The following is a 14,970-nucleotide window of genomic DNA, read 5'->3' as shown; positions in this document are numbered from 1 at the left end:
CCACGCCAGTTGCGCGACTCAGGGAATTTATTCGCCGACGGACTCTTGCTCCGCCTGCGGGTTACGGCTGATGAACATAGCATCGCCATAGCTGAAGAAACGATATTGCTCGGCCACCGCCTGCTGATAGGCATTCATGGTGTTTTTATAACCGGCAAAGGCGGAAACCAACATAATCAGCGTCGACTCCGGCAGGTGGAAATTGGTCACCAGCGCGTCGACCACCTGATAATGGTAGCCCGGGAAGATAAAGATGCTGGTATCGCCGAAGAACGGCGCGATTAACGCCTGCTGGCTGGCGTTGGCGGCGCTTTCCAGCGAACGCACCGAGGTGGTGCCCACCGCCACCACGCGCTTGCCGCGAGCTTTACAGGCCAATACCGCGTCAACCACGTCCTGCGGCACTTCCGCGTATTCGGCGTGCATGACGTGTTCTTCGATAGTTTCCACCCGCACCGGCTGGAAGGTGCCCGCGCCCACATGCAGGGTCACGAAGGCCATCTCGATGCCCTTCTCGCGCAGCGCAGCCAACAACGGCTCGTCGAAGTGCAGCCCGGCGGTCGGTGCCGCTACGGCACCCGGCTTCTCGCTGTAAACCGTCTGGTAAAGCTCACGGTCCGCGTCTTCGTCTGGGCGATCGATATACGGCGGCAGCGGCATATGACCGGCGGCATTAAGGATAGTGAACACGTCGCGCTCATCGTTGAAACGCAGTTCGAACAGCGTATCGTGGCGCGCCACCATGGTTGCGGCGATGCTTTCATCGTCGCCCAGCAGCAGGTCGGTGCCTGGCTTGGGGGCCTTTGAAGCGCGAACGTGCGCCAATACCCGATGGTCGTCCAGCACGCGCTCCACCAGAACTTCAATCTTGCCGCCGCTGACCTTGCGGCCAAACATGCGCGCCGGGATCACCCGGGTATTGTTGAACACCAGCAAATCGCCGGCGTCCAGGTTATCCAGCAGATCGGTGAATACGCCGTGCGTCAGCGCCCCGCTCGGCCCGTCCAACTGCAGCAAACGGCAGCCGCTGCGCTCAGGTTGGGGATAACGGGCAATCAGGGTCTCGGGGAGTTCAAACGAAAAATCGGCGACGCGCATGGGTATTCACTTCTTCAATTGTATATACCCTATGAATTTCAAGTTGCAGTTAGGCGGCCAGCTTGCCCATCCCCGGGAGCTTACTTGAGTAAGTGACCGGAATGGGCAAGTGCAGCCAACAATACTGCGGCTTGAAAGGCGACGGGTATGTTGGTCATAAAAAACAGGCGGCCTAGTCTAAAGCTGCGGGCGGTCAGCGGCAAGAAATAAGGAGGATTTGCATGACTTCAGGTATAGTTGCCGGATGAATTTTCTCGCACATCTCCATTTGGCCCAGCTAGCGGAAAGCTCGTTACTGGGCAATCTGTTGGCCGACTTCGTGCGCGGCAACCCCGCGGGCGAGTACGATCCCGAGGTGGTGGCCGGCATTATGATGCACCGCCGCGTCGATGTCCTGACCGACAGCCTGCCGCAGGTCAAAGCCTGCCGCGACTACTTCTCTGCAGAACACCGGCGCGTGGCGCCGATCACGCTAGACGTGGTGTGGGATCACTTCCTGGCACGCCACTGGCAGCAACTCGAGCCTTCTCTCAGCCTGCACGGCTTCACCCAGCAAGCCCGCAGCCAGATCGTGCCGCATTTGCCGATGACACCGCCGCGCTTTCAGAATTTGAACGGCTATTTATGGCCGGAACGCTGGCTGGAACGCTACGCCGAACTGCCGTTTATCGGCAACGTACTGGCGGGGATGGCCAGCCGTCGTCCGCGTTTGGCCGCGCTGGCAGGTTCTTTCGCCGACGTGGAGCGCAACTATCATCAGCTTGAAACACAGTTCTGGCAGTTTTACCCACAGATGATGCAGCAGGCAAAAGACAAAAAGCTGTAAGGTCAAACCAAACCCCTTGAAAATGCGATGCTTTACAAGAAATTGCTTTTTAAGCCTTGCCCTTTTATGGGAAAAGGTTATTTTTAAAGCTCGCTAAATTTAATCAACGACTTTAATAGGTAAAAGCTATCTCATCGATTGGTCTTTTACCCTTTATTCACCCTGTCGTGGCCCCTATACTGGCCCTTGTTTTTACATCAACCCCTTAACACCTATTACAGGAGTAATTATGGTCCTGGTAACTCGTCAAGCCCCTGACTTCACCGCAGCTGCCGTACTTGGCAGTGGCGAAATCGTTGAAAACTTCAACCTGAAGAAGCACCTGAACGGCAAACCGGCCGTCCTGTTCTTCTGGCCGATGGACTTCACCTTCGTATGTCCTTCTGAGCTGATCGCTTTCGATCACCGCTATGAAGAATTCCAGAAGCGTGGCGTTGAAGTGGTTGGCGTTTCATTCGACTCAGAATTTGTCCACAACGCATGGCGTAAAACCCCAGTCGAGAATGGCGGCATCGGGGAAGTGAAATACGCAATGGTTGCTGACATTAAGCGTGAAATTCAGAAAGCTTACGGCATCGAGCACCCAGAAGCAGGCGTTGCCCTGCGTGGTTCTTTCCTGATCGACAAAGACGGTGTGGTTCGTGCTCAGGTTGTTAACGACCTGCCAATCGGCCGTAACATCGACGAAATGATCCGTACCGTTGACGCATTGCAATTCCACGAGCAACACGGCGAAGTGTGCCCGGCTCAGTGGGAAAAAGGCAAAGCAGGTATGGGCGCCTCTCCGGACGGCGTGGCTAAATACCTGTCCGAGAACGCTTCCAAGCTGTAATTTCAGCCTGCAAGTGTATCAACCGGCCCTCGCGGCCGGTTTTTTTTGCGCCAAATTAGGGCACCCTGCCCAGTTTCCGTGCTTCACTTCCTTGTTTCCGCTCACATTTTCCTGGCCGTATTCCGCACAATCCCTTATCTGCAGCTAGTATCAATAACGCTGGCCCACTCTTTGCACTGCACCCGTGGCAAGCCAAACACAATAAGAAAACTGACAGGGTAGGAATAACTATGTTTTTACAGAAATGGAGCAAACCGCTGACCATGGCGGCGCTGCTGGTCAGCAGCAGCCTGTATGCCGCATCCAATCCGGCGGTCGAAGCCAAAAACGGCATGGTGGTGACGTCGCAACATCTGGCCTCGCAGGTCGGCGTCGATATCCTTAAGCTGGGCGGTAACGCCGTAGATGCAGCAGTGGCCGTTGGCTATGCGCAGGCGGTGGTCAACCCGTGCTGCGGCAACATTGGCGGCGGCGGCTTTATGACGGTGCACCTGGCCGACGGCACCGATACCTTCATCAACTTCCGTGAAACGGCGCCGGCGGCAGCCAGCGCCAACATGTATCTGGATGCCGGGGGCAACGTGAAGAAAGGTGCCAGCCTGTACGGCTATCTGGCGGCGGGCGTACCGGGCACCGTGTTGGGCATGGAAACCGCACGCCAGAAATACGGCAAACTGAGTCGCGAACAGGTCATGGGGCCGGCGATCAAACTGGCTCGTGAGGGCTTTGTATTGACCCGTGCCGATACCGATATCCTCGACACCACCATCGCGCGCTTTAAACAGGATCCGGAATCCGCCAAAATCTTCCTGCGCCCGGACGGCACGCCACTGCAGCCGGGCGATCGCCTGGTGCAGAGTGATTTGGCCAACACCCTGGCCGCTATCGCCAAAGACGGCCCTGACGCCTTCTACCAAGGCAAAATTCCCCAGGCGGTAGAGGCGGCGGCCAAACAAGGCGGGGGCATCCTGACCGCGGCCGACTTCGCCAACTACAAAGTGACCGAAACCCCGCCGATTACCTGCAGCTATCGCGGCTATAAATTTGTTTCGGCCCCGCCGCCAAGCTCTGGCGGCGTGACGCTGTGCGAAATCCTCAACGTGGTCGAAGGTTACGATCTTAAAAGCATGGGCTTTAATTCGGCGGCGGCCATCCACACCATGACCGAAGCGATGCGCCACGCCTATATGGACCGTAACACCTACCTCGGCGACCCGGAGTTCATCAAGAACCCGATCGACAGACTGGTCAGCAAGAGTTATGCCGAAGAGATCCGCAAGAAAATCGTCGCGGACCAGGCCACACCGTCAGAAAACGTGCAGCCTGGCATGGAACCCCACGAAAAACCGGAAACCACCCATTATTCGATTGTCGATCATGACGGCAACGCCGTCTCCACTACCTATACCGTCAACGGTCGCTTTGGCGCGGTGGTGATCGCCCCGGGCACCGGCTTCTTCCTCAACGACGAGATGGATGATTTCACCGTCAAGGTCGGCGAGAAAAACCTCTATGGCCTGGTGCAGGGCACCGCCAACAGCATTGCCCCCGGTAAGCGCCCACTATCGTCGATGAGCCCGACGTTGGTGACCAAGGACAATAAAATCTTTATGGTGCTCGGCTCGCCGGGCGGTTCGCGCATCATCACCATCACCCTGCAGACCGCACTGAACGTGATTGATCACGGCATGGCGCCGCAGGAGGCGGTAGATGCACCACGTATCCACCATCAGTGGTTGCCGGATGAGGTTTATTACGAACAGCGTGGCGTTTCTGCCGATACGCTGAAAATCCTTGCCGGTATGGGTTACAAGATGGTTGAGCAAACGCCATGGGGTGCGGCCGAACTGATTCTGGTGGGCCTGCCGGGTGCCGCCGGTGTCAGCCCGGCCAACTCCGGCAACGACTCCGCCGTTTCCGGTAAAGTACGCGAAGGCTACCTGTACGGCGCCAATGACATTCGTCGCCCGGCCGGTTCAGCCGTAGGCTATTGATGATCTGACAGGGCGTGTGAACGCCCACTAACTGAATTAAGGGCCGGTACTCCGGCCCTGCTTCATCTTGGCTTAGCCTGGCCGCCGCCACAGGGTGACCGACTCTTCGCCCAGTTGCAGCGCAAGCGCGTTCTGCGTTTCGCCCATTTCTCCATCCCCTTCCAACCGTTGCCATTGGCCTGCCGCCAGCAACGGACTGTGCGGTAACGTCACTGCACCACTGCCGCCACGCTGTATCGCTACCAGCACCTGTTCTTGTTGATAGAGGCGCACAAACACCAGCGTCTCACCGACGGCATGCAGGATCTGACACCCGCCACGTCGCAGCGCCAGGCTCTTCTTACGCAACGCCGCCATCCGCTGGAACAAAGCCAGCAGGCTCTGATCCCACTGGCTTTCATCCCACGGGAAAGGTTTACGGCAGAACGGGTCGTTGGCACCGTCCAGGCCAATTTCATCGCCATAATATAAACAAGGCACGCCGATCCAGCTCATCAGCCACACCGCCGCCATCCGCATCCGCGCCTGATTGCCCTGCAACAATGTCAAAAAGCGCGCGGTGTCATGGCTGTCGAGCTGGTTGAACTGAATCAACTGGCGGCCATGCGGCAGGCCTGCCCGGTAGTCGTCCATCCATTGTGCACAGTCCGCCGCAGCCATCTGCACCGGGTGATGCGCCACGTCCAACCCGGCTAAAAAGCCCCTGACCGGCAGGGCGAAGCCCATGTAGTTCATTGCCGCATCTTCAACGCCGGCATGCAGCCAGCGCCGCGCATCGCCAAAATGCTCGCCCAGAACATAGGCCTGCGAATTTTCCTGTTTAACCGCCTGATAAATCCCCGCCAGATGCTGCAGATTGCCGGTGGCGCCGCCGTTTTCACCCAGCATATGCACCACGTCCAGCCGCCAGCCGTCAATGCTGTAGGGCGGGCGCAACCAATGACGCACCACGCTGTTATCACCGCGATAAATCGCCTCAGCCACCTGGGGTTCGGCAAAATTGAGCTTCGGCAGGCTGGCGTTGCCCTTCCAGTCAAGCGCGCGGCCATCAGGGTAGAAATTGAACCAGCCGCGGTACGGCGAGTCCGGGTGATGGCAAGCGCCGCTGTCACCTTGCTGGTGGCGGTCAAACCATGGGTGAGAGTCGCCGGTATGGTTAAACACCCCGTCGAGCACCAGTTTCATCCCCACCTTGTGAGTGCTCACTCGCAAACGCTGCAAAGCGGCGTTGCCGCCGAAATAGGGATCGACCTGATAATAGTCCTCGGTATCGTATTTATGCACGCTCGGGGCGGTGAAGATCGGGTTCAGATACAGCGCCGTCACGCCCAGTTGCTGCAGGTAGGGCAATTTTTGGCTGATGCCGTCCAAATCGCCGCCATAGAAGGTGGATGCCGCATGCCGGTCTTCCAGCGGATGTTGCCAGTCACGGCGTACGACATCGCAGCCGGCCGCATGATGACGATAGCTGCCGCTCTGAATGCCATGTTCACCGCCGCTGCCGGCAAAGCGATCGGGGAAAATCTGATAAAAAATCTGATCTGCCACCCAGGCGGGGCTGCTATCGGGTACGTCGACGGCAAATTGCGTCAACTGTCCCGGCGGCGTCAGAGATTTTCCCTGTGGACCAAACCATTGCTGGCGGTCGGCCCAGACCAGTTTGAAGCAGTAACGGCGGGTTGCCTCGCCCTCATTCAGGGTCAGGCTGGCCTGATAGCGCTGCAGCCCGCCAACCTGCTGCCCTTTCATTATCAGCAGCCACTCTTCATTGTCCGGCTCTGCGCGTAAAAAGACCCGCTCAGGCAGTTCATTACCCTGTAACCACAGCGTGATATCCAGGCGTTGTCCCTTCTTCACCACAAAAGGTGGGACCGGTTGATGCCAGGCGTTAAGCATGACTTTCCTCCTGCTGTACAAAACGAAATCGACGACGTTATTCAATGCCACGAACAATGCCACGTTGAGTGCAAGTCCCCCTCCTCTCTGGCCGGTAAACTCGGGGAGGAGCCGGGGGGTGGAGATCATCAAACAGCACTAACCCTATGTAAAAAAAGGTAAACAGCCGCACATTATGGCCCGCAACCCTTAGGCTAACGTCTTTTGAGTGTATTGGATATTTTTTGCGCATTTTTAAAGGAGCGGCAATGCAACAACAGATAACCCTGTGGCTGGAGAAGTTCGGGCTGGAGTTCAGCGGGATGATGTCCCTGCTGATGGTGCTGGGGCTGATCGTCCTGATTTCGGTGGTGATCCACCTGGTGTTGCACCGCGTGGTGCTGGCGGCGATCCAACGCCGTGGTCAACAGTCGCAACGCGTCTGGCAACAGGCGATCACCCAGTACAAGCTGTTCCAGCGTATGGCGCTGTTGCTGCAAGGGGTGATCATTAATCTGCAGGCGGTGCTGTGGTTGCACGCCGGTAGCGAGACTCAGGCGATTATCGTCACCGCCGCCCAGGTCTGGATCATGGGCTTCGCCCTGCTGTCGCTGTTTTCCCTGCTGGATACGCTGCTGGCAATGCTGCGCCAAAGTCCGATATCCAAGCAGCTGCCGCTGCGCGGTATTTTTCAGGGGCTGAAGCTGGTGGCGGCGATCCTGATTGGCATCATGATCGTTTCGCTGCTGATGGGGAAATCGCCATTGCTGCTGCTCAGCGGGCTGGGTGCGATGACCGCGGTGCTGATGCTGGTGTTTAAAGACCCGATCCTCGGCCTGGTGGCCGGCATTCAGCTTTCCGCCAACGATATGCTGAGCATCGGCGACTGGCTGGAAATGCCGAAATACGGTGCCGACGGCGCAGTCACCGACATTGGCCTGACCACGGTCAAAGTGCGCAATTGGGACAATACCGTGACCACCATTCCCACCTACGCGCTGATCTCCGATTCCTTCAAGAACTGGCGTTCCATGTCGGAATCCGGCGGACGCCGCATCAAGCGCAGCATCAATATCGACACCACCAGCGTGCATTTTTTGTCGGATGAAGAGCAGCAGAGACTGAACCGTAACCCGCTGCTGCAACGTTATCTGAACGATAAAACGCAGGAATTGAGCCAACATAACCAGCAGAGTGGCGTAGACCTCAGTTCACCGCTCAACGGCCGCCGCCTGACCAATCTTGGCACGCTGCGCGCTTATCTGGTGGCGTACCTGCGCGCCCATCCGGGCATTCACCAGAATATGACACTGATGGTACGCCAATTGGCACCGCTGCCAGAGGGCTTGCCGCTGGAGATTTACGCTTTCACCAACACCACGCTCTGGGCAGAATACGAAAGTATTCAGTCGGATATCTTCGACCATCTCTTGGCGGTGATTAACGAATTCGATCTGCGGGTACACCAAACGCCAACCGGTAACGACATGCGCAGCATGCTGAACCCGATACGCCAGGCGGCAGACATTTCCTGACGCAGGCTGACGTAACTGTTTCTGCTGGTAATTATTCCCCGCCAATTGCCAGCAGATGTCTCCAGCCCCTTTTCTTGCCCATGTAAAGCGGTGTTAATACGTTCACCCATACCATGTGAAAGAAAGAGTCGCCCTTGCTGAAACAGGTAAAACACCGGCTGTTTACCCTGCTGGCCACGCTACTGTTTATCGGCTGTCTGCACAGCGCCTCGCTGGACGAAAGCCGCCTGAGCCGCCCCCTGCAACCGTCATTGAGCGCCCTGAGCAGCAGCATGCAGGATATTCGCGAAGTGCTGGCGCGCGTAGCCGGAGAAGGGAAAGAGGAACGGCTGAGCGACAGCAGCCTGCGCAACGAGGCTCGTGCCTCCGGTGACGACGAGCCTGAGGATAAGCATAAGCAATAGAGGTTACAAAACCATCAAAAACGTTGCGCCATGCGCGGCAGAAAATTATGATGCGTATAACGCAACACCCAAGGAGCCATCAGGATGATAAAAAGCTTCAGGCATAAGGGACTAAAGAAATTTTTTGAAACGGGTTCAACCGCAGGTATTGATGCCAAACAGGCGAAAAAAATCCGCCTCCGTCTAAGCGTGTTGAATCTGGCCAAAGAGATCAATGATGTCGATCTTCCCGGTTTCTTGTTGCATTCGTTAACCGGCGATCGAAGCGGACTTTGGTCAATAACAGTAACCGGTAATTGGCGAATCACCTTTAAATTGGTAGAGGGTGACGTCTATATCGTTAACTATGAGGATTATCACTAATGACTCAAATGTTTAACCCGCCACACCCCGGGGAATTGATAAAAGAGACCATGGAGACATTAAACCTCAGTGCTCGTGGCTTGGCCAAAGCATTAGACGTGGCACCATCAACGGTACAGCGTCTGATTAACGGTAAATCAGATATATCGCCAGAAATGGCTATCCGTTTGTCCATTGTCATCGGCAGCTCCGAGCGGGTCTGGATGGAAATGCAGGATACTTATGATTTGTGGCACGCCAGACAATCTATCGACGTATCAAAGCTGCGCAAGCTGGATTTTGCCTAGTACACAAAATACACCTACAGAAAAACACCGGCTCATGGCCTAATGCCGGTCACTTAAGCAAAGCTCTGAATAAGAATGTACGACGTTGTTTAAGTGGGCGTCCCCCTCTCCAGAGGGAGAGGGCCGGGGTGAGGGGGCTTTTGCGTTGGTATGTATCCCCTCACCCTAACCCTCTCCCAAAGGAGAGGGGACAATATCGCCTTAACTGACAAGCATTAGGCTCATGGCCGGTGTTTTCAATTTCAATCTTGCTGCTGCGCCGGCGTTGCCAGCTTCTTCTGGCGGTTGACCTTGAAGTAATACCCCGCCAACAGCACCACCACCCACACTAAACCGGCGTACAGCGAGACACGCGTCGTTGGGAAGTAACCAATCAGACCGATGATAAACACCAGGAAGATGATCGCCACCACCGAGGTGAATACCCCGCCGCGCAGCGGGAACGCCAAACCTTTCACCTGCTCTTTGCTCAGACTGCGACGGAAGGCAATCTGCGAGAACAAGATCATGATCCACACCCACACGGTGGCGAAGGTCGCCAGAGAGGCAATCACCAGGAACACGTTTTCCGGCATGATGTAGTTGAGATAGACCGCCAACAGCAGCGCCAGCATCATCACCACTACCGTGACCCACGGAATACCGCGTTTGGACACCTTGCTGAACATCTTCGGCGCATGGCCCTGTTCGGCCATGCCGTGCAGCATGCGGCCAACGCCAAACACGTCGCTGTTAATCGCCGACAACGACGCGGTGATCACCACAAAGTTGAGGATGCCCGCAGCTACGGTGATGCCCATATGCTGGAAAGTCAGCACGAACGGACTGCCGTTGGTGCCGACCTGGTTCCACGGATAGATCGACATGATGACAAACAGCGTGCCGACGTAGAACACCAGAATACGCCACGGCACCGAGTTGATGGCCTTGGGAATCGAGCTTTTCGGGTCTTTGGCTTCGCCGGCGGTGATGCCGATAATTTCGATACCGCCGTAGGCGAACATCACCAACTGCAGCGACAGGATCATGCCGATAAAGCCGTTGCTGAAGAAGCCGCCGTTGGACCACAGATTATGGATGCCGGTCGGCTGTCCGCCGTTGCCAATCCCCCAAATGATGATGCCGATACCGGCAGCAATCATGATGATAATGGTGGCAACTTTAAAGAAGGAGAACCAGAACTCCAGCTCACCGAACACCTTCACGCTCATCAGGTTGATGGCGCCAATGACCAGCACCACGCTCAACACCCAAATCCAGTGCGGCACTTCGGGGAACCACACGCCCATATAGATGCCGAAAGCGGTCACGTCGGCAATCGCAACGATCAGGATTTCAAAACAGTAGGTCCAGCCGGTGATATACCCGGCCATCGGGCCAAGGTAATCCTGCGCGTAACGCGAAAACGAGCTGGCCTGCGGGTTGTTGACGGACATCTCGCCCAGCGCACGCATGATGATAAAAGCGACGATGCCGCCAATCAGGTACGCCAGCAAAACGCTTGGGCCGGCCATTTTAATCGCGTCCGCCGAACCGTAGAACAGGCCGGTACCAATAGCCGACCCCAGAGCCATAAAGCGAATGTGACGGGTACTGAGACCGCGTTTTAGCTTATTGGGCGCGGGAGCGGTGGGTGACTGTTGTTGCATGAAAATAACCCGTGTTTTTTAAACGTAAAAAAGCCACGGACAAGTCCGTGGCCCAAAATTTAGCCGGGGAATTATGAGTGCGCGGTCACTTCGGAACGCGTACAAACCCGGTCATAAATCGCGACCAGCACCAGCATCAACAGCGAAGGCGACAACCATGCCAGACCCTGTGCTGCCAATGGCAGGTGATTGGTCCAATCCGGCAGCATTTGCTGGAAGCTGGACGCTTTCACCGCGTCAAGGATACCAAACAACAGGCTGACTAACATCACCGGCGCGATAATACGCGACGCGCTGTTCCACCAGCGCAGGGTGAAGCTCAGCACCACCAGCACGATGCACGGCGGGTAAATCGCGGTCAGCACCGGAATGGAGATCTGGATCAGATGGCTCAGGCCCAGGTTGGACACCACCATCGAGAACAGCCCCAAAATAAACACCAGCGTTTTGTAAGAGAACGGCAGATATTGGGCAAAGAACTCGGCGCAGGCGCAGGTCAGGCCAACCGCCGTCACCATACAGGCGATGAAGATCAACGCCGCCAGGAAGAAGCTGCCCAGCCCACCGAAGGTGTTTTGCACGTAAGCATGCAGGATCACCGCACCGTTGGTCGCGTCCGGCACCAACACGCCGCTGCCGGAACCCAGTTTAAACAGGCTCAGGTAAACCAGCGTCAGACCCACACCGGCAATCAACCCGGCCAGAATGGTGTAACGCGTCAGCAAGCCGGCATCCTTTACCCCGCGGGAACGCGCGGCGTTAACGATGACGATGCCAAAGACCAGCGCCCCCAGCGTATCCATGGTCAGATAGCCGTTGACGAAGCCGGAAGAGAAGGGAACGTTCTGATAAATGTCGGTCGCCGGGATCGGCGTACCTGCCGGCCAAACCAGCGCGGCGATGCCGAGCGCGCCCAGCGCAACAATTTTCAGCGGTGCCAGCACATGGCCCACGGTATCGAGCAGGCGGCCCGGATACAGGGAAATGCCGATCACCAACGCGAAGTACACCAGGCTGTAAATAAACAGCGGCATGGCGCCATCACCGGTCAGCGGCGCGATGCCCACTTCGAAGGAGACGGTCGCGGTACGCGGGGTGGCGAACAGCGGACCTACGGCCAGATAGCAGACAGTAGCCAGCAACAGACCGGCGCGACGGCCAATCGGCGAGCTCAGGGCGTCAATGCCGCCACCGACGCGCGCCAGGGCGATCACGGTCATCACCGGCAGACCGACGGCGGTGATCAGGAAGCCGATAGCTGCGGTCCAGACGTGTTCACCGGACTGTAAACCGACCATCGGCGGGAAAATGATATTTCCGGCGCCGACGAATAAGGCAAAGGTCATAAAACCCAATGCGATAATATCTTTTGACGTTAAACGATGACTCATACGATGTCGTGTTGCCTGTTCAAATGAAAAAAAATGCCCGATATGGGGGTAGCGTTATGCCCCACCCGGTTGCCGGCTTGCCATTTCATCGCGAGACCAATAAGAGCAAAAAACGCATAACGTCCGGCGTTTTGTCCTTATTCGAAAGTGACCACTCATGATGATGGGCAGAGTTTTAGGAGTTATAAATGGAGGTTTAGTCCGACAACGGAGGCTAAGTTAAACGTTTATAGCGTTGAAAGGCAAGACGCACGACAAAAAGCAGAGCTATCGACCAGATAATCTTTCGACACCAGTCGATCGTAGTGGCTATCAATAAATATACAATACATGATTTGTATCATTTTTGAGCAACGCATTCACAAAACGTGAAGCAGATGGCTCATGACCGCGCGAAAACACCAATAAACATCCAGTTTCCGCGCGGTCTGAACGGGATTTTCACCGTTGCCAAACCTGCTGAGCAATATTCACCACGCTTTGCAGCTTATTCCACTGCTGCTGTTCACTCAGACTATTGCCCTCTTCGGTCGAGGCAAAACCACACTGGGTGCTGAGGCACAGTTGGCGACGATCAACATACTGCGCCGCTTCCTCAAGACGTTGTTTCACCTGCTCAGGATTTTCCAGCTCACCGTTTTTGGTAGTGATCAAGCCCAGCACCACCTGCTGTTTGCCTGGTTTGATGAAACGCAGCGGCTCGAAACCGCCGGAACGTTCATTGTCGTATTCCAGGAAGAAGGCGTCGATGTTCACCTGACCAAACAGGATCTCCGCCACCGGCTCATAACCTCCCTCAGAGATCCAGGTGGAGCGGAAGTTACCGCGGCAAACGTGCAAGCCAATGATCAGATCTTCCGGCTTGTCGGCGATCGCCGCATTCAGCACATCAGCATAAATTCGCGCCAGAAGATCCGGATCCTCTCCGCGTTCGCGGATCTGCCGCCGTTGATCGTCTGAGCACAGGTAGGCCCAGACGGTGTCATCCAGTTGCAGATAGCGGCAACCCGCATCATAAAACGCCTTGATCGCATCGCGGTAGGTCTGCGCCAAATCGTCGAAATAGGCGTTCAGATCCGGATAAACCTGGCTGTCGATGGCCTTGCGCCCACCGCGAAAGTGCAGCACGCTAGGGCTTGGAATGGTCATTTTCGGCACCGCATCACCGGCGGTGGCCTTCAGAAAACGAAAGTCAGTCAGCATCGGGTGCTGCGGATTGAAGCCCAGTTTACCCACCACCTTGATGCTGCGCGCCCGGGTCTGTACGCCGTTAAACTGGATCCCCTGCTCCGCGTCGTAGCCTTCCACGCCATCCAGCCCTTCCAAAAAGTCAAAGTGCCACCATGCCCGACGGAACTCCCCATCGGTCACCACCGCCAGGCCGAGATCTTTCTGCTTTGCCACCGCCAGACGGATCTGCTCATCTTCAATCTCCCGCAAGCCGGCGGCATCAATCTCACCCCGTTGGAACTGTTGACGCGCGGTTTTCAGCGCCGTGGGGCGCAACAGACTGCCGACAACGTCAGCGTGAAAAGCAGAGTTGCAATCGCACATAGTATGACTCCCGGTAGCGGGCAAAAGATCGGGGCCTTTGCCTCAGTAATTTACAGTGTGAACTATGACGCTGGGTTACAAATAGACATCCAGACGTCCATAATCTTTATGAACAGCATGCTGTCATGTCGACTGCCGGGCGGCAACGGAAGAATTTTCATGGGGGATGAAAGAAATTCATGTTGGGGGCAGAAGGCCCCCAGGCAAGACTTATTGCAGGCCCAGCGCCAGGCGGGTTTTCCGCAGGGTCTCGGGCGGCAGTGGCAGGTAACCGTCGTGATTGACCAGATTTTGCCCGGTATCTGACAACACGCGATCAAGAAATGCGGCCGTCAGCGGCTCCAGCGGCTGGTTGGGCGCCTTGTTGATGTAAATATACAGATAGCGCGACAACGGATAGCTGCCGTTGCGCACGTTTACGTCATTAGGGATGACATAGTTTTCGCCGGACTCCGCTAACGGCAACAGTCGCACGCCGCTGGCGCGAAAACCGATGCTGGCGTAACCGATACTGTTCAGCGAACCGGCCACCGCCTGCACCACCGAAGCGGACCCCGGAAGCTCATTGACGCGCGGCATAAAATCACCGCCACACAGCGCACGCAGTTTGAAATACCCGTAAGTGCCGGAGGCCGAATTGCGGCCAAAACGTTGCAGGGTGCGTTGCTGCCAATCGCCGGTCAACCCCAGCTCTCCCCAACGCGTCAACGGCCGGCTTTCGCCACAGCGCAGAGTCGCGGAGAAAATTCGATCGAGTTGCTGCAGGTTAAGGCCACGCAGTGGATTGTCCTGATGCACCAGCACCACCAGCGCGTCTACGGCCACCGGTACCGCCAGCGGCGCATAGCCGTAGCGATGCCCGAACGCCGACACCTCTGCCGCCTTCATCGGGCGGCTCATCGGGCCAAGCTGCGCTGCACCCGCCGCTAACGCGGTCGGCGCAGTGGAAGAGCCGGCGGCCTGGATCTGCAGGTTAACGTTGGGGTAATGCTGACTGAAGTCCTGTGCCCACAGCGCCATCAGATTGGCCAGCGTATCGGAACCGACGCTCGACAGGTTGCCGGACAGCATGCCATCCGGCTGCGCCAGCGCGCCTCTGCTTGCCAGCAACGCCAGACAAAGCAACAGCCCTCGGGTGATTCGGATCATGCCAGCCTCTCGC

The 14,970-nt window shown here is 56.6% G+C and carries 13 protein-coding genes; 7 read left to right on the top strand and 6 right to left on the bottom strand.

All coding sequences use genetic code 11. From position 1 onward, the window contains the following. Window positions 1-27: 27 nt before the first annotated feature. A complete protein-coding gene (queA, locus tag ACGS9J_RS05745) occupies window positions 28-1,098 on the bottom strand; it encodes a tRNA preQ1(34) S-adenosylmethionine ribosyltransferase-isomerase QueA (protein ID WP_442230067.1) in 1,071 nt (356 codons plus the stop codon). A gap of 244 nt (window positions 1,099-1,342) precedes the next feature. On the opposite strand from queA, the gene ACGS9J_RS05740 reads away from it, so the two are divergent. From ACGS9J_RS05740 to ggt, 3 genes are all read left to right on the top strand, one after another. Continuing rightward, the gene (locus ACGS9J_RS05740) at window positions 1,343-1,924 is read left to right on the top strand and encodes an ACP phosphodiesterase (protein ID WP_442230066.1); all 582 of its coding nucleotides are present in this window, start codon (window positions 1,343-1,345) and stop codon (window positions 1,922-1,924) included. A 229-nt stretch (window positions 1,925-2,153) separates the two neighbouring features. Beyond that, window positions 2,154-2,756 (top strand): peroxiredoxin C, encoded by a 603-nt coding sequence (locus tag ACGS9J_RS05735; RefSeq protein WP_234589440.1) that lies wholly within the window; start codon window positions 2,154-2,156, stop codon window positions 2,754-2,756. A gap of 230 nt (window positions 2,757-2,986) precedes the next feature. Continuing rightward, a complete protein-coding gene (gene ggt / locus ACGS9J_RS05730) occupies window positions 2,987-4,750 on the top strand; it encodes a gamma-glutamyltransferase (protein ID WP_442230065.1) in 1,764 nt (587 codons plus the stop codon). A gap of 72 nt (window positions 4,751-4,822) precedes the next feature. Here ggt and malZ read toward each other — a convergent pair whose 3' ends face one another. Further along, window positions 4,823-6,646, bottom strand: coding sequence for a maltodextrin glucosidase (gene malZ / locus ACGS9J_RS05725; RefSeq protein ID WP_442230064.1), 1,824 nt, complete (start codon window positions 6,644-6,646; stop codon window positions 4,823-4,825). A gap of 248 nt (window positions 6,647-6,894) precedes the next feature. Here malZ and ACGS9J_RS05720 point away from each other — a divergent pair, with 248 nt between their 5' ends. The 4 genes from ACGS9J_RS05720 (at window position 6,895) to ACGS9J_RS05705 (ending at window position 9,214) form a co-directional block, all read left to right on the top strand. After that, window positions 6,895-8,160, top strand: a complete 1,266-nt coding sequence (locus ACGS9J_RS05720) for a mechanosensitive ion channel family protein (RefSeq protein ID WP_442230063.1) — start codon at window positions 6,895-6,897, stop codon at window positions 8,158-8,160. A gap of 134 nt (window positions 8,161-8,294) precedes the next feature. Next, a complete protein-coding gene (locus ACGS9J_RS05715) occupies window positions 8,295-8,564 on the top strand; it encodes a hypothetical protein (protein ID WP_442230062.1) in 270 nt (89 codons plus the stop codon). 84 nt (window positions 8,565-8,648) lie between these two features. Beyond that, a complete protein-coding gene (locus ACGS9J_RS05710) occupies window positions 8,649-8,927 on the top strand; it encodes a type II toxin-antitoxin system RelE/ParE family toxin (RefSeq protein WP_044548650.1) in 279 nt (92 codons plus the stop codon). Next, window positions 8,927-9,214: a HigA family addiction module antitoxin gene (locus ACGS9J_RS05705; RefSeq protein WP_044548648.1), complete on the top strand. Its 288-nt coding sequence runs from the start codon at window positions 8,927-8,929 to the stop codon at window positions 9,212-9,214. The genes ACGS9J_RS05710 and ACGS9J_RS05705 overlap by 1 nt, the downstream gene beginning before the upstream one ends. A gap of 242 nt (window positions 9,215-9,456) precedes the next feature. Here ACGS9J_RS05705 and proY read toward each other — a convergent pair whose 3' ends face one another. The 4 genes from proY to ACGS9J_RS05685 form a co-directional block, all read right to left on the bottom strand. Next, window positions 9,457-10,863, bottom strand: a complete 1,407-nt coding sequence (gene proY / locus ACGS9J_RS05700; RefSeq protein WP_442230061.1) for a proline-specific permease ProY — start codon at window positions 10,861-10,863, stop codon at window positions 9,457-9,459. 71 nt (window positions 10,864-10,934) lie between these two features. Beyond that, complete coding sequence (gene brnQ / locus ACGS9J_RS05695; protein WP_442230060.1) at window positions 10,935-12,254, bottom strand: branched-chain amino acid transport system II carrier protein; 1,320 nt, start codon at window positions 12,252-12,254, stop codon at window positions 10,935-10,937. Window positions 12,255-12,695: 441 nt separating this feature from the next. Continuing rightward, the gene (locus ACGS9J_RS05690; RefSeq protein ID WP_442230059.1) at window positions 12,696-13,808 is read right to left on the bottom strand and encodes a cobalamin-independent methionine synthase II family protein; all 1,113 of its coding nucleotides are present in this window, start codon (window positions 13,806-13,808) and stop codon (window positions 12,696-12,698) included. 210 nt (window positions 13,809-14,018) lie between these two features. Continuing rightward, window positions 14,019-14,957, bottom strand: a complete 939-nt coding sequence (locus tag ACGS9J_RS05685) for a PstS family phosphate ABC transporter substrate-binding protein (RefSeq protein ID WP_442230058.1) — start codon at window positions 14,955-14,957, stop codon at window positions 14,019-14,021. Between the last annotated feature and the right edge of the window lie 13 nt (window positions 14,958-14,970).

The organism is Serratia quinivorans, from assembly GCF_052113645.1.
GTDB lineage: Bacteria > Pseudomonadota > Gammaproteobacteria > Enterobacterales > Enterobacteriaceae > Serratia > Serratia quinivorans_B.
Note: the sequence above shows the minus strand (reverse complement) of the source record. Positions and strands in the feature narration are given on the sequence as shown.

Excerpts from the sequence above, each read along its gene's own strand:
- malZ (WP_442230064.1), bottom strand. The coding sequence starts at position 6,646 with ATGCTTAACGCCTGGCATCAACCGGTCCCACCTTTTGTGGTGAAGAAG.
- ggt (WP_442230065.1), top strand. The coding sequence starts at position 2,987 with ATGTTTTTACAGAAATGGAGCAAACCGCTGACCATGGCGGCGCTGCTG.
- brnQ (WP_442230060.1), bottom strand. The coding sequence starts at position 12,254 with ATGAGTCATCGTTTAACGTCAAAAGATATTATCGCATTGGGTTTTATG.
- ACGS9J_RS05705 (WP_044548648.1), top strand. The coding sequence starts at position 8,927 with ATGACTCAAATGTTTAACCCGCCACACCCCGGGGAATTGATAAAAGAG.
- ACGS9J_RS05685 (WP_442230058.1), bottom strand. The coding sequence starts at position 14,957 with ATGATCCGAATCACCCGAGGGCTGTTGCTTTGTCTGGCGTTGCTGGCA.
- proY (WP_442230061.1), bottom strand. The coding sequence starts at position 10,863 with ATGCAACAACAGTCACCCACCGCTCCCGCGCCCAATAAGCTAAAACGC.
- queA (WP_442230067.1), bottom strand. The coding sequence starts at position 1,098 with ATGCGCGTCGCCGATTTTTCGTTTGAACTCCCCGAGACCCTGATTGCC.
- ACGS9J_RS05710 (WP_044548650.1), top strand. The coding sequence starts at position 8,649 with ATGATAAAAAGCTTCAGGCATAAGGGACTAAAGAAATTTTTTGAAACG.
- ACGS9J_RS05720 (WP_442230063.1), top strand. The coding sequence starts at position 6,895 with ATGCAACAACAGATAACCCTGTGGCTGGAGAAGTTCGGGCTGGAGTTC.
- ACGS9J_RS05690 (WP_442230059.1), bottom strand. The coding sequence starts at position 13,808 with ATGTGCGATTGCAACTCTGCTTTTCACGCTGACGTTGTCGGCAGTCTG.
- ACGS9J_RS05740 (WP_442230066.1), top strand. The coding sequence starts at position 1,343 with ATGAATTTTCTCGCACATCTCCATTTGGCCCAGCTAGCGGAAAGCTCG.
- ACGS9J_RS05735 (WP_234589440.1), top strand. The coding sequence starts at position 2,154 with ATGGTCCTGGTAACTCGTCAAGCCCCTGACTTCACCGCAGCTGCCGTA.